This is a genomic window from Pseudomonas sp. PA-7-1E (assembly GCF_021605325.1).
GTDB lineage: Bacteria > Pseudomonadota > Gammaproteobacteria > Pseudomonadales > Pseudomonadaceae > Aquipseudomonas > Aquipseudomonas fluorescens_BV.
On record NZ_WKFA01000021.1, the window covers coordinates 32036 to 46544 of the forward strand.

Sequence of the window (14509 nt, forward strand, 5' to 3'; positions counted from 1 at the left end):
GAACGATCTGACTGGAGGTAGACATGGACAACTGGATCAGCGCCCTCGCCACCCTGCAAAACCAGGGCGAACCCTGCGTGCTCGTCACCATCATCGAAGAACTCGGCTCAACCCCGCGCAACGCCGGTTCCAAAATGGTCATCAGCGCCGCGCACACCTTCGACACCATCGGCGGCGGGCACCTGGAATACAAGGCGATGCAGATCGCCCGGGACATGCTGGTGCGCGGCCAGCAGAACACCCATCTGGAGCGCTTCAGCCTCGGCGCCAGCCTGGGCCAGTGCTGCGGCGGCGTGACCGTGCTGCTGTTCGAACCCATGGGCCAGGCGCAAGCGCACATCGCCGTGTTTGGCGCCGGCCACGTCGGCCGTGCGTTGGTACCATTGCTGGCGAGTCTGCCCTGCCGGGTGCGCTGGATCGATTCCCGCGAGCAGGAATTCCCGCAGCACATCCCCGAAGGCGTGCGTAAAATTGTCAGCGAAGAGCCGGTCGACGAAATTGCCGACCTGCCTGCAGGCAGCTACTGCATCGTCATGACCCACAACCACGCGCTGGACCTGGAACTGACCGCCGCCCTGCTCAAGCGCAACGACTTCGCCTACTTCGGCCTGATCGGCTCGAAAACCAAGCGGGTCAAATTCGAACACCGCCTGCGTGATCGCGGCTTTGACGCCGCGCAGTTGCAACGCATGCGTTGCCCCATGGGCCTCCCCGAGGTCAAGGGCAAGCTTCCGGTGGAGATCGCCATCTCCATCGCCGGTGAAATCATCGCCACCTATAACGCCAATTTCGGCCAGCATCTTGCCGGCGCCGAACCTATTGCCAAACTGCTGCCGGCTTCGCGCCGCAGCCACGCTATCTGAATTGAGACGATCATGCCTTTGACTCGCAAAGCCTACCGTGCCGCCATCCTGCACAGCATCGCCGACCCTGCCATCGTGGGGATCGAAGCCTCTTATGAATATTTCGAGGACGGCCTGCTGGTGATCGACAACGGCCAGATCAGTGCCCTCGGGCACGCCAGCGACCTGCTGCCGAGCCTGCCCGCCGATATCGACATCACCCATTACCAGGACGCGCTGATCACCCCTGGCTTGATCGACACCCATATCCACCTGCCGCAGACCGGTATGGTCGGCGCCTATGGCGAGCAGTTGCTGGACTGGCTCAACACCTACACCTTCCCCTGTGAAAGCCAGTTTGCCGACAAGGCTCACGCCGAAGAAGTCGCCGATATCTTCATCAAGGAACTGCTGCGCAACGGCACCACCACAGCGCTGGTGTTCGGCAGCGTGCACCCGCAATCGGTGAATGCATTCTTTGAAGCGGCCGAGAAACTCGACCTGCGCATGATCGCCGGCAAGGTGATGATGGACCGCAACGCGCCGGACTACCTGACCGACACCGCCGAATCCGGCTACCAGGAAAGCAAGGCGCTGATCGAGCGCTGGCACGGCAAGGGGCGCCTGCATTACGCGGTGACGCCACGCTTCGCCCCTACGAGCACGCCGGAGCAACTGACGCTGGCCGGTCAGCTGCTGGGCGAGTACCCGGATTTGTACATGCAGACCCACATCAGCGAGAACAAGCAGGAAATCGAGTGGGTCAATGAGCTGTTCCCGGAGCGCAACGGCTACCTGGATGTCTACGACCACTACAAGCTGCTCGGCGAGCGCTCGGTGTTTGCCCACGGCGTACACCTGTGCGACGACGAATGCGCACGGCTGGCAGAGACTGGTTCGGCGGTGGCGTTCTGCCCGACTTCGAACTTCTTCCTCGGTAGTGGGTTGTTCAACCTGCCGATGGCCGAGAAACACAACTTGAACGTGGGCCTGGGCACCGACGTGGGTGGCGGCACCAGCTTCTCGCTGCTGCAAACCCTCAACGAAGCGTACAAGGTCATGCAGCTGCAAGGTGCGCGCTTGAGCCCGTTCAAGTCGCTGTACCTGGCAACCCTGGGCGGCGCTCGAGCGCTGCGCCTGGAAGACAAGATCGGCACGTTGCAGCCGGGTACCGATGCAGACTTCCTGGTATTGGATTACAACGCCACGCCGCTGCTGAGCTATCGCCTGAAACAGGCCAATAACATTGCCGAGACGTTGTTTGTGCTGATGACGTTGGGGGATGACCGGACGGTGTTGCAAACCTATGCAGCCGGGCAACTGGTGCACCAGCGCTGATTCAAGCTACATACAACCAATGTGGGAGCTGGCTTGTGTGGGAGCTGGCTTGCCTGCGATAGCATCACCGCGGTGTAACTGATACACCGCGGCGCCTGCATCGCGGGCAAGCCCGGCTCCCACACAAGCTCGCTCCCACATTTGATTGGGTTTACAACTTTACAGACGAGCGCCCAGGTTTTTTAGTCTGTAAAAGATGCGAAAACACCGCATGCAAATCATCCGACGCACTCTCTTCATCGAGGTTGAGCTTGCTGTCGATGTGATCCATGTGATGCATCATCAAGTTCACCGCCAACGTCGCATCCCGGGCTTCGATCGCGTCGATCAACTGGGTGTGCTCATCGTAGGAACAGTGCGAGCGGTTGCCGCTTTCGTACTGGGCGATGATCAATGACGTCTGGGACACCAGGCTGCGCTGGAAGCTGATCAGCGGCGCGTTCTTCGCGGCTTCGGCCAGCTTCAAATGGAATTCGCCAGAGAGACGGATACCGGCGCCGCGATCACCGCGCGAGAAGCTGTCGCGCTCGTCGTTGACCATCTGGCGCAACTCGGCCAACTGCTCGGCCGTGGCGTGCTGCACCGCCAACTCCGTGATCGCCCGCTCCACCAGGCGCCGTGCCATGAACACCTGGCGCGCTTCTTCGACGCTTGGGCTGGCAACCACCGCACCGCGATTGGGCCGCAGCAGTACCACGCTTTCATGGGCCAGGCGCGACAGCGCACGGCGAATGATGGTGCGGCTCACGCCGAAGATCTCGCCCAGTGCCTCTTCACTCAATTTGGTTCCGGGCGCCAGGCGTTGTTCAAGGATCGCCTCGAAGATATGCGCATAGACGATATCGTCCTGGGTTCCGCTGCGACCGGCCTTGCCGGCTCGCGGTTGTTTCTTGAGAGGTTGCAACTGTTCGTTCATGAGCACTCGGGTTTGAGAACGGCGAATTAACGGTAATACGGCAACAGCGTGTCGCTGGCAAGTATCACCTAAAAACAGCGCACATTGTACACAACCCACTGCGCCAACACACTGTACGGCTGTTTGCGGCCTCGGCTGTATTGCAATGACTCGTTACGTTTGAGTTTAGGCTTGATTCCACGATTTCCCATGAACGACATCCCACTGTAGGAGCGAGCTTGCTCGCGAAGAACCCAAGGGCGCCGCGTTTAATCTGATTGCCCGCGTTATCGTTGGCGATTTTCGCGAGCAAGCTCGCTCCTACAGCGTGCGGAGTCAGGTAAAAAGGAACACCTCTCCATGACCGACGCCACCCAAGCGCCCTTGCGCCCGCTGGCCGACACTTCTGCGTCGGCCGTCGTCGCCGGCTTTATCGCCATGATGACCGGCTACACCAGCTCCCTGGTGCTGATGTTCCAGGCCGGCCAGGCCGCCGGCTTGACCACCGCGCAGATTTCTTCGTGGATCTGGGCGATTTCCATCGGCATGGCGGTGTGCAGCATCGGCCTGTCCCTGCGCTATCGCACACCGATCACCATCGCCTGGTCTACCCCTGGGGCGGCGCTGCTGATCACAAGCCTGGGTGGGGTGAGCTATGGCGAGGCCATCGGTGCCTACATCACCTGTGCGGTACTGGTGACGCTCTGCGGGTTGACCGGCAGCTTTGAGAAGCTGGTCAAGCGGATTCCGGCGTCATTGGCGGCGGCGCTGCTGGCGGGGATCCTGTTCAAGATCGGCAGCGAGATTTTCGTCGCCGCCCAGCACCGTACCGGGCTGGTGCTGGGGATGTTTTTCACCTACCTGATCATCAAGCGTGTGTCACCGCGCTATGCCGTGCTGGCCGCCCTGCTCATCGGCACCGCCTTGTCAGGGCTGATGGGGCTGCTGGACTTCAGCGGCTTTCATCTGGAGGTGGCGACGCCTGTGTGGACCACGCCGCATTTCTCGCTGGCGGCGACCATCAGCATCGGCATCCCGCTGTTCGTGGTGGCCATGACCTCGCAGAACATGCCCGGCGTAGCCGTACTGCGGGCCGATGGCTACACCGTGCCGGCTTCGCCGTTGATCACCATCACCGGCCTGGCGTCACTGGTGCTGGCACCGTTCGGCTCCCACGGCATCAACCTGGCGGCGATCAGCGCCGCGATCTGCACCGGGCCGCACGCCCATGAAGACCGCAACAAGCGCTACACCGCTGCGGTGTGGTGTGGGGTGTTCTATGGGATTGCCGGGGTATTCGGCGCCACGCTGGCAGCATTGTTCGCAGCCCTGCCCAAGGAACTGGTGCTGTCGATTGCGGCGTTGGCGTTGTTTGGCTCGATCATCAATGGCTTGAGCATCGCCATGAATGAGCCGAAGGAACGAGAAGCGGCGCTGATTACCTTTATGGTCACGGCGTCAGGCTTGACGTTGTTTTCCATCGGGTCGGCGTTCTGGGGGATTGTGGCGGGGGTGTTGACGCTGCTGATTCTGAATTGGCGCAAGGCATAAAAAAACGGCGACCCTCAGGTCGCCGTTTTTTTCAGTATCACTTAGCCGCGTTGATCGGCTTTTCCGGATACCACACGTCCAGCAACGGGCTGACTTCAGCCTTGGTCAGCTCGGAACGGGTTTTCAGCCAGGCTTCGACCGCAGCACGCTGCTCTTCGGAGACCGAGCCACGCTTTTGCAGGCAAACCAGACCGTAGTCATCGCCGCCGACATAGCCCAGGCCATTGGCTTCCATGGCTTCTTTGATGAATGCTTCGAGGAAAGCGTCGATAGCTTCTTCACTCAGGCCTTCGTTGAAGTCCAGGTTCAGTTCGAAACCCAGCTCTTGAAATTCATCAACGCACAGTTTTTTGCGCAGACGCTGGGAACGGTTAGTCGCCATTGGAACAATCCTCATAAGTATTAACGGGCGGCACTTTAGCAGTTTAAGGCGGCAATTGCCCGACTCTCTGGGACCGACGGGCAAATGCGCGCAAAAAAACCGCAATTAGCGGCTATCGTTCAGCTACAAGCAGCGCCAGCTTGGGGCATAATGCCGACACTTTCGTGACCAATGAGGGATTTTCTTCCGTACCCCTCGCCTTTTTCACCCTCCTCAGCAGTAGGGTTTTATTTCTTATGATCAAATCTTTGCGTTCAGTGTTACTTGCCAGTGTTGTCTTGCCCCTGGCCTTTTCCGTTTCCGCTGCTCCCGTCAATAACACCCTGCCACCCAGCGTTGCGCAGGCCTTGCAGAAAGCCAAGCTGCAAAATACCGCGTTGTCCCTGGTGATGCTGCCCCTGAACGGCCCTGGTACCCCTACGGTTTTCAACGCCGACGTCTCGGTGAACCCGGCTTCCACCATGAAGCTGGTCACCACTTACGCGGCCCTGGAAATGCTCGGCCCCAACCATCAGTGGAAGACCGAGTTCTACACCGATGGCACCCTCAGCGGCGGCGTATTGCGTGGCAACCTGTACCTCAAGGGCGGCGGCGATCCCAAGCTGAACATGGAAAAACTCTGGCTGCTGATGCGCGACCTGCGCGCCAATGGCGTGCAGCAAGTCACCGGCGATCTGGTCCTGGACCGTAACTTCTTCAACCAGCCGCAATTACCCGAGTTCAACGACGACGGCAACGATGAGAACAAGCCGTTCCTGGTCAAGCCCGACGCCTTGCTGGTCAACCTCAAGGCCTTGCGCTTCGTGACCCGCAATGATTCGGGGCGGGTGATCGTATCGGTCGAGCCGCCGATTGCCAGCATTCGCATCGACAACCAGGTGAAAGTCACCAACGCCAAGCAGTGCACCGGTGACGTGCGCTACAGCCCGGTGACCGCCGCCGACGGCAGCGTGACCGTGACCGTCAGCGGCCAATTGGGTGATGGCTGCAGCTCGCAGACTTACCTGTCGCTGCTCGACCACGCCACCTACACCGCAGGCGCCGTGCGGGCGATCTGGAAAGAGTTGGGCGGTACCATCCAGGGCCGTGATATCCAGGCTCCGGTGCCCAAGGATGCCAAGGTGCTGGCGCGCGCCTTCTCGCCGGACCTGGCGGAAATCATCCGTGACATCAACAAATACAGTAACAACACCATGGCCCAGCAGTTGTTCCTGAGCCTGGGTGCACAGTTTCGCAACGATGCCGATGGCGACGATGCCAAGGCCGCGCAACGTGTCGTGCGCCAGTGGCTGGCCAAAAAAGGCATCACCGCGCCGCACCTGGTGATGGAAAACGGCTCCGGCCTGTCACGCGCCGAACGGGTCAGCGCCCGCGAGATGGCGGCCATGCTGCAAGCCGCGTGGAAAAGCCCTTATGCGGCGGAGTACATCAGCTCGATGCCGATCGCCGGCACCGACGGCACCATGCGTAAACGCCTGAAAACCACAGCCCTGCGCGGCGAAGCCCATGTGAAGACCGGCACCTTGAACACCGTACGCGCCATCGCCGGCTACAGCCGCGACAACAATGGCAATACCTGGGCGGTGGTGGCGATTCTCAACGACTCCAAGCCTTGGGGGGCGTCATCGGTGTTGGATCAGGTGCTGCTGGACCTGTATCGCCAGCCGAAGGCCGTTGCGGCCGCGCCGGTCCTCTAAGCACCCCTCTGATCGTTCCCACGCTCTGCGTGGGAATGCTTTTTTGGACGCTCTGCGTCCGCGCTCAAGGCGTGACGCGGAGCGTCTTAGGATGGATTCCCACGCGGAGCGTGGGAACGATCATTCAAGCATCAGGGCTTCCTCGACCCGATCCCTGCCCGCCTGCTTGGCCACATACACCGCCGAATCAGCGCGCAGCAGCAACCCATCGATGCCTTCGTCAACCCGCCAACTGGCCACGCCGAAGCTGGCGGTGACCACTCCCACCGGTTCCATCGCCGCATCGCGCAACGACTGCCACAACTGTATCGCCAGGCTGTAGGCCTGAGCGCCATCGGTGTTGGGGCACAGCACCACGAACTCTTCCCCGCCGATCCGGCAAAACACATCGGTGCGGCGCAAGCGTTGGCCGATACGCTTGCACAACTCCTGCAACACGCTGTCGCCCACGGCATGGCCGTGCTGATCGTTGATGCGCTTGAAGTGGTCGATATCGAGCATGATCAACGACAGCGCGCCAGATATACGGTTGAGCCGAAGCATTTCGCCCTTGAGACGATCCTGGAAATAGCGCCGGTTATAGATCCCTGTCAGGGAGTCGGTGATGGACAACGCGCGCAGTTCTTCCTCGACCCGTTTGAGATCAGAAATATCCGATACATAACCGTGCCAAAGCGTACCGCCTCCCGGCAACTCTTCCGGCGTCGCTTCGCCGCGAATCCAGCGCAGGCCTCGCTGGGGTAATTGCACGCGGTACTCTTCTCGCCAATGGCTCATTTGCAACGCAGAAAGGCGTATCGACGCACGCACTCGCTCCAGATCCAAAGGGTGAATGCGCTCCAGGACCGTGCGCGCATCCTTCTGCAGCATGCCCAGCTCGATTTCATAGATATCGCGCATGCCTTCGCTGGCATAGATGAAACGCCCGTTGTCCTGGGGCTCCAGGGTGAACTGGAAGATGCCACCAGGCACATGGGCGCTGAGTTTTTTCAGCAGGCGGTCGCGGACGGCAAGGGCCTCATAGGCGCGCTTTTGCTCGGTGACATCCAGGTAAATCGCCAGGTGCCCGACCCATAGGCCATGGTCATCCAAGAGCACGGTCGGCAACATGTTGACCGTCAACTGGCTGCCATCCTTGCGCACCAGCGTCCACTCACGTCCTGCATGTTGACTGTCCGGGCTCTCCACCAGCATCGCCTGACTCGCTGGAATGCGCTTGCCCAGCGCCCTGCTCAACGGCTCGGCGCGGGCGTCGAGTTCCACGGCCACATGCAAACGGTCCAAGGTCATATGCCCCAGCACCTCCTCGGCCTTGAAGCCCAACATCTGTTCGGCACCGGCATTAAAGGTGTTGATCACACCGCGCAGGTCAGTGGCAATGATCGCCACTTGAGTCGCCGCATTCAACACGCTGCGCAGTTGCCCATGGGCGCCACGCAACTCCTGCTCACGGGCACGTAATTGAACGGTGCGTTGCTCCACCAGTTTCAGTGCGCGCTGGCGCTGGCTGACCAGCATGTAAAGCAGCGCACTGAGCAAGGCGCTGAGCAACACGCCCATCGTCAGAATGGCGTGCATCGAAGAATGGTTGGCCCTGTCGAACACTTCGCTGGCGCTCAGGCTAAGAGCGTAGACATGATCGCCCAGGGAGAGGCGCCGTGCAGCCGTCAAGCCACTGCTGCCCAAGGCGTTACTGGACGCATATAACACCCGTTGCTGGGTGTCGGAGGTGTCTACGATCTGCATCACCAGGTTGTCACGGTTGGGCCTGGGCAACCCCTCGGCCACCAGCTGGCGCATGCTGATCACCGCCATCACAAAACCATAAGGCTCGGCCCCCGCGACTTTGCTCACGGGCGCCACCAATAACACGCCTGCCGCATAAGCGGGCTCCACCCCCACCAATTGCATGGGCTGTGACACCGCCAACTGGCCGCTTTGTTGCGCACGCTCCAGCGCTGCACGGCGTAGGGGCTGCGCCAGCAGATCAAAGCCCAGCGGCGAGCCCAGCAAACTTTGCGTCTGGCTGTACAGCACCGGTACGTATTCATCGCGCTCGGCCGCTGGCGCCAATTCACCGGAGGTATTCAGTTCGCGGATACTGAAGGGAATGCCACGCTGGCGAGAAATGTCCTGTTCAAACAGGCTGCGCTGCGTGCGAAATATCCGTGGTGCCCAGGCATAAGCACGGGCATGCAACAACAGCGGTTTGGCGAAACCGTCGAACTCGTTGCGGGACACCTCGCCGGAATTGACGAAGAAACGCTGCAGGCTGCCCAGGCGTTGCTCCTGGTCTTCAAAACGTTCCTGGATGCGGCTGTAGCGCTCGTTGACCAGCAACTGGAACCGCTGGCGTACCTGTTGCTGATACAGGTCGGACGCCGCCCACGCGACGACAACCGTCAGCGCGCTACCAACCACTAACACCACCAATGCCACCAGCCAAGCCGATGCCTGCTCACTGATAAAACCAAGGATTTTCGGGCGAACGACTTGCATCGGCATAGGCAACACTCACAGCGCCAGTGTGCGGGGGTGTCACTTTGGCTAGGGCTTAAGTTATAGCCATCGGTCATGGGTTTGACCAGCGCAAAACCGTCAACTGGCTTATTGTGGCGAGGGAGCTTGCTCCCGCTCGGGTGCGAAGCGCCCGCAAGTTTCCGGGGCCGCTGCGCACCCCAGCGGGACCAGCCTCCCTCGCCACAGGGTTGCCCTTAAGATCAGGCCTGGTTTTCCTGCTCGGTAAACAAATCGCTGAACAACATGCTCGACAGGTAGCGCTCACCGGAGTCCGGCAAGATCACCACAATAGTCTTGCCCTGCATCTCCGGCTTCTCGGCCAGGCGCACGGCCACGGCCATGGCGGCGCCACAGGAGATCCCGCACAAGATGCCTTCTTCCAGCATCAAGCGTCGGGCCATGGCTTTGGACTCCTCGTCGGTCGCCAGCTCCACGCGGTCGACCATCGACAGGTCGAGGTTTTTCGGCACGAATCCGGCGCCGATACCCTGGATCTTGTGGGGGCTGGGTTTGATCTCTTCACCCGCCAAGGCCTGGGTGATCACCGGGGAAACCATGGGTTCCACGGCCACCGACAGAATCGGCTTGCCCGCCGTGTTCTTGATATAGCGTGATACTCCGGTGATCGTGCCGCCGGTCCCCACGCCTGCCACCAGCACGTCCACGGCGCCATCGGTGTCGTTCCAGATTTCCGGGCCGGTGGTTTTCTCGTGGATCGCAGGGTTTGCCGGGTTATCGAACTGGGCCGGCATAAAGTAGGTGGCCGGGTCGCTGGCGACGATCTCGGCAGCCTTGTCGATGGCGCCCTTCATGCCCTTGGCCGGCTCGGTCAGCACCAGTTCGGCGCCCAGAGCCTTGAGCACTTTACGGCGCTCAAGGCTCATGGACGACGGCATGGTCAGCAGCAATTTGTAGCCACGGGCGGCGGCGACAAACGCCAGGCCGATACCGGTGTTGCCCGAAGTCGGCTCGACAATGGTCATGCCCGGCTTGAGCTTGCCGCTGCTTTCTGCATCCCAGACCATGCTGGCGCCAATGCGACACTTGACCGAATAACTCGGGTTGCGCCCTTCGATCTTGGCCAGGATCGTCACGCCACGCGGTGCGATGCGGTTGATCTGAACCAGAGGCGTATTACCGATGGAGTGCGCGTTGTCTGCGAAGATGCGGCTCATGACGATTCCTGTTGTCGAGACTTTGGGAAAGGCCCCAAGGGTATGCCTCGTGCTCCCAAGCGTCCAGAAGGAGGAACGTTGCGACGATCAGAACAGTCAATCCCCTACAAGCTAGGAGAACTGCCCAATGAAACGTCGCTACAGTTGGCCGTTAGGGACAATCGCCGCTCTGGTGCTAGTCCTGATTGCCGTGCACATCGCGCTGCCCTACCTGGTGCGCAACTACCTGAACGACAAACTCGCCAACATGGGCGATTACCGTGGCGAGATTGCCGATGTGGACCTTGCGCTATGGCGCGGCGCATACCGGATCAACGGCCTGCAAATCGTCAAGGTGGACGGCAAGGTCCCGGTGCCGTTCGTCAAGGCGCCGCTGATCGAGTTCGCGGTGAGCTGGCATTCGCTGTGGTACGACCATGCCGTCGTGGCCGAGGGGCATTTTGTGCGCCCGCAGATCAACTTCGTCGATGGCGGGGCCAACAAACAGGCGTCGCAGACCGGTAAGGGCACCGACTGGCAGGAACAACTGCGCAAGCTGCTGCCGATTACCCTCAATGAAGTGCGCATCGAAGACGGCGAGATCGCCTTCCATAACTTCAGCTCCAAGCCCCAGGTGAACATCAACGCCACCGCGGTCAACGCCAGCTTCTATAACCTGACCAATGTGGTGGATGTCAAAGGCAAGCGCGATGCACGCTTTGAAGGCAAGGCACTGCTGCAAGGCCAGGCGCCTCTGGAAGCCAACGCCACCTTTGACCCGCTGAGCGATTTCGAAGAGTTCGAGTTCCGCTTCCGCGCCCGCGACCTGCAACTAAAACGCATGAATGACTTCGCCTCTGCCTATGGCAAGTTCGACTTCAAGGCTGGCACAGGCGATGTGGTGATTGAAGCCCAGGCTGAAAATGGCCGGCTCACCGGCTACATCAAGCCGCTGCTGCGCGATGTGGAGGTGTTCGACTGGCAACAAGACGTTGAAAACCAGGACAAGAATATCTTCCGTTCGATCTGGGAAGCCGTGGTGGGCGCCAGCGAAACCGTGCTGAAAAACCAGCGTAAAAACCAGTTCGCCACCCGTGTAGAGCTGAGCGGTAGCGTGCATCAGCAAAATGTCAGTGCGTTTTCTGCGGTGATCGCGATTCTGCGCAATGGGTTCATCCAGGCGTTCAATGCTCGCTACGAACAGCCCAAGCCCAGCGCTGATTAACCTTGTGGGAGCTGGCTTGCCTGCGATGGCGGTGGGTCAGCCAACTCATCTGTCACTGATACACCGTCATCGCAGGCAAGCCAGCTCCCACACTTCCTGCATGGGCCAGGGCTGATGTGACCCGCCATTCAGAGACTGAATGCCCCGTCTGCGTTCACAGTCGCCGGGGCTGCGCGGTATAGTCAGGCCATTGATGAATTCGAGGAATGACCGATGAAGTTCGAAGGCACCCAGGCCTATGTGGCTACCGATGACCTGAAACTGGCCGTCAACGCCGCCATCACCCTGGAGCGGCCGCTGCTGGTCAAGGGCGAACCGGGCACCGGCAAGACCATGCTTGCCGAACAACTAGCCGAATCCTTCGGCGCCAGGTTGATTACCTGGCACATCAAGTCCACCACCAAGGCGCACCAGGGCCTGTACGAGTACGACGCGGTCAGCCGCCTGCGCGACTCGCAACTGGGCGTGGACAAGGTGCACGACGTGCGTAACTACCTGAAGAAGGGCAAGCTGTGGGAGGCCTTCGAGTCCGAAGAGCGGGTCATCTTGCTGATCGATGAAATCGACAAGGCCGACATCGAGTTCCCCAACGACCTGCTGCAAGAACTCGACAAAATGGAGTTCTACGTCTACGAAATCGACGAGACCATCAAGGCCAAGAAGCGCCCGATCATCATCATTACCTCCAACAACGAAAAAGAGCTGCCGGACGCGTTCCTGCGCCGCTGCTTCTTCCACTACATCGCCTTCCCCGACCGCACCACCCTGCAAAAGATCGTGGACGTGCACTACCCAGACATCAAGAAAGACCTGGTCAGCGAAGCGCTGGACGTGTTCTTCGATGTGCGCAAGGTGCCGGGCCTGAAGAAAAAACCTTCCACCTCCGAGCTGGTCGACTGGCTCAAGCTGCTGATGGCCGACAATATTGGCGAAGCGGTGCTGCGCGAGCGCGACCCGACCAAGGCCATCCCTCCCCTGGCTGGCGCCCTGGTGAAGAACGAGCAAGACGTGCAGTTGCTGGAGCGTCTGGCGTTCATGAGCCGTCGCGGTAATCGCTGATGCTGCTCAACCTGTTCAACGAAATGCGTGCCGCCAAGGTACCGGTGTCGGTGCGCGAGCTGCTCGACCTGATCAACGCGCTCAAACAGCGCGTGACCTTCGCCGACATGGACGAGTTCTACTACCTGGCCCGGGCGATCCTGGTCAAGGACGAGCGGCATTTCGACAAGTTCGACCGGGCCTTCGGCGCCTATTTCAACGGCCTGGAAAAGCTCGACGACCACCTGCAGGCGCTGATCCCCGAAGAATGGCTACGCAAGGAATTCGAACGTTCCTTGAGCGATGAGGAACGCGCGCAGATCCAGTCCCTGGGTGGCCTCGACAAGCTGATCGAGGAGTTCAAGAAACGCCTGGAAGAACAGAAAGAACGCCACGCCGGTGGCAACAAGTGGATCGGCACCGGCGGCACCAGCCCCTTTGGTTCTGGCGGCTACAACCCTGAAGGCATTCGCGTCGGTGACGCCGGCAAGCGTCAGGGCAAGGCGGTGAAAGTCTGGGACCAGCGCGAGTACAAGAACCTCGACGACCAGGTGGAACTGGGCACGCGCAACATCAAGATCGCCCTGCGCCGCCTGCGCAAGTTTGCCCGCCAGGGCGCGGCCGAAGAGCTGGATATCGACGGCACCATTGACCACACCGCCCGCGATGCCGGCTTGCTGAATATCCAGATGCGCCCCGAACGGCGTAACACCATCAAGCTGTTGCTGCTGTTCGACATCGGCGGCTCGATGGATGCCCACGTGAAGATCTGCGAAGAGCTGTTCTCCGCGTGCAAGACCGAGTTCAAGCACCTGGAGTATTTTTACTTCCACAACTTCGTGTACGAATCGGTGTGGAAGAACAACCAGCGCCGTACTTCCGAACGCACCTCCACCCAGGACCTGCTGCACAAATACGGCGCCGACTACAAAGTGATTTTTATCGGCGATGCGGCCATGGCGCCCTATGAAATCACCCAGGCCGGTGGCAGCGTCGAGCATTGGAACGAGGAGCCCGGGTATGTGTGGATGCAGCGCTTCATGGCCAAGTACAAGAAGCTGATCTGGATTAACCCCTACCCGAAAGATACCTGGGGCTATACGGCGTCGACGGGGATTGTGCGGGAGTTGGTGGAGGATCAAATGTATCCGCTGACGCTGCGCGGGCTTGAAGAGGGCATGCGTTTTCTATCCAAGTGAACCCTGGCCTGTAGCCGATGCTATCGGCTACAGGCACGGCACTCAGCAGTGCTCGTTGTCGATCCAGGAAAACCTGAGAAAGAGCGCAGCGAACTGTTTGATCAGTTCAGAATCCTGGCGGTCTACTTTCCCGTCGTTGTTCACATCCTGATTGATCGAAACACTGGCCCCTTGACCATTTCCGTCGCTGTATACCGCCGCCGAATAGACGATGGTTTCATCTCGAGGGTCTCCCTCGCCCTGATGGAAGTGCAGCCGTACCGTATCAGGAATCCCGTTGTCATCGAAGTCGCCGGCAAACACCTTCAGGTATTTGTCAAAGGGCTCATCGAGACTGAACCACTGAAACGCCAGAAACAGCTGGGAAAACTCCAGTGCCATCTCCCGGTCAACCTTGTCGACAATGCCGTCTTGATTGAGATCATCCGCAATAATCCAGTCAAACTGGCCATCGTCAGTAATATCAAATGCCGTTGCCCGATGCACAAGCGCGGGGGTTTGGGCGGTGTCATAAAACTCCAGATAGACCACATCCGGAATATCGTTATCGAGTACATCCTGGGCATATATCTTCAAATAGCGCATAGCAAAGCCTGATAGTGAATAAGCCAATCAAGGCTTGCATGGCTGTGCGCTGGGGCAAAGACGACAAAATTCTGCAATGTCGT

Annotated in this window: 12 protein-coding genes; 7 read left to right on the forward strand and 5 right to left on the reverse strand. The window is 59.9% G+C overall.

Annotation, left to right across the window (positions count from 1 at the left end; genetic code table 11):
* Nucleotides 1-23: 23 nt before the first annotated feature.
* Together xdhC and guaD are read left to right on the forward strand one after the other, a co-directional pair.
* Nucleotides 24-863 carry a xanthine dehydrogenase accessory protein XdhC gene (xdhC, locus tag GIW79_RS15515; RefSeq protein ID WP_034128376.1) on the forward strand — a complete coding sequence of 280 codons (840 nt, stop codon included), beginning with the start codon at nt 24-26 and terminating at the stop codon, nt 861-863.
* A 12-nt stretch (nt 864-875) separates the two neighbouring features.
* Nucleotides 876-2180 carry a guanine deaminase gene (guaD, locus tag GIW79_RS15520; protein WP_034128375.1) on the forward strand — a complete coding sequence of 435 codons (1305 nt, stop codon included), beginning with the start codon at nt 876-878 and terminating at the stop codon, nt 2178-2180.
* A 151-nt stretch (nt 2181-2331) separates the two neighbouring features.
* Here guaD and GIW79_RS15525 read toward each other — a convergent pair whose 3' ends face one another.
* Nucleotides 2332-3096: a GntR family transcriptional regulator gene (locus tag GIW79_RS15525; RefSeq protein WP_014719469.1), complete on the reverse strand. Its 765-nt coding sequence runs from the start codon at nt 3094-3096 to the stop codon at nt 2332-2334.
* A gap of 339 nt (nt 3097-3435) precedes the next feature.
* On the opposite strand from GIW79_RS15525, the gene GIW79_RS15530 reads away from it, so the two are divergent.
* The gene (locus GIW79_RS15530; RefSeq protein ID WP_197900413.1) at nt 3436-4626 is read left to right on the forward strand and encodes a benzoate/H(+) symporter BenE family transporter; all 1191 of its coding nucleotides are present in this window, start codon (nt 3436-3438) and stop codon (nt 4624-4626) included.
* Between the two features lie 37 nt (nt 4627-4663).
* Here the strand turns inward: GIW79_RS15530 and GIW79_RS15535 are convergent, their stop codons facing one another.
* Nucleotides 4664-5008, reverse strand: a complete 345-nt coding sequence (locus tag GIW79_RS15535; protein ID WP_003193255.1) for a YggL family protein — start codon at nt 5006-5008, stop codon at nt 4664-4666.
* Between the two features lie 236 nt (nt 5009-5244).
* Here GIW79_RS15535 and dacB point away from each other — a divergent pair, with 236 nt between their 5' ends.
* Nucleotides 5245-6705 carry a D-alanyl-D-alanine carboxypeptidase/D-alanyl-D-alanine endopeptidase gene (gene dacB, locus GIW79_RS15540; RefSeq protein WP_034128373.1) on the forward strand — a complete coding sequence of 487 codons (1461 nt, stop codon included), beginning with the start codon at nt 5245-5247 and terminating at the stop codon, nt 6703-6705.
* Nucleotides 6706-6825: 120 nt separating this feature from the next.
* On the opposite strand, the gene GIW79_RS15545 is transcribed toward dacB, so the two are convergent.
* Nucleotides 6826-9210: a sensor domain-containing diguanylate cyclase gene (locus tag GIW79_RS15545; RefSeq protein WP_236452977.1), complete on the reverse strand. Its 2385-nt coding sequence runs from the start codon at nt 9208-9210 to the stop codon at nt 6826-6828.
* A gap of 215 nt (nt 9211-9425) precedes the next feature.
* On the reverse strand, nt 9426-10400 hold the full coding sequence (gene cysK / locus GIW79_RS15550; protein ID WP_003189630.1) for a cysteine synthase A: 975 nt from the start codon (nt 10398-10400) through the stop codon (nt 9426-9428).
* A 127-nt stretch (nt 10401-10527) separates the two neighbouring features.
* Here cysK and GIW79_RS15555 point away from each other — a divergent pair, with 127 nt between their 5' ends.
* From GIW79_RS15555 to GIW79_RS15565, 3 genes are all read left to right on the forward strand, one after another.
* Nucleotides 10528-11604, forward strand: coding sequence for a DUF748 domain-containing protein (locus GIW79_RS15555; protein ID WP_054898991.1), 1077 nt, complete (start codon nt 10528-10530; stop codon nt 11602-11604).
* Between the two features lie 213 nt (nt 11605-11817).
* Nucleotides 11818-12663 (forward strand): AAA family ATPase, encoded by an 846-nt coding sequence (locus tag GIW79_RS15560; protein WP_003189627.1) that lies wholly within the window; start codon nt 11818-11820, stop codon nt 12661-12663.
* Nucleotides 12663-13841, forward strand: coding sequence for a vWA domain-containing protein (locus tag GIW79_RS15565; RefSeq protein WP_003189625.1), 1179 nt, complete (start codon nt 12663-12665; stop codon nt 13839-13841). The genes GIW79_RS15560 and GIW79_RS15565 overlap by 1 nt, the downstream gene beginning before the upstream one ends.
* A gap of 42 nt (nt 13842-13883) precedes the next feature.
* Here the strand turns inward: GIW79_RS15565 and GIW79_RS15570 are convergent, their stop codons facing one another.
* On the reverse strand, nt 13884-14426 hold the full coding sequence (locus GIW79_RS15570) for a hypothetical protein (protein WP_054898993.1): 543 nt from the start codon (nt 14424-14426) through the stop codon (nt 13884-13886).
* Between the last annotated feature and the right edge of the window lie 83 nt (nt 14427-14509).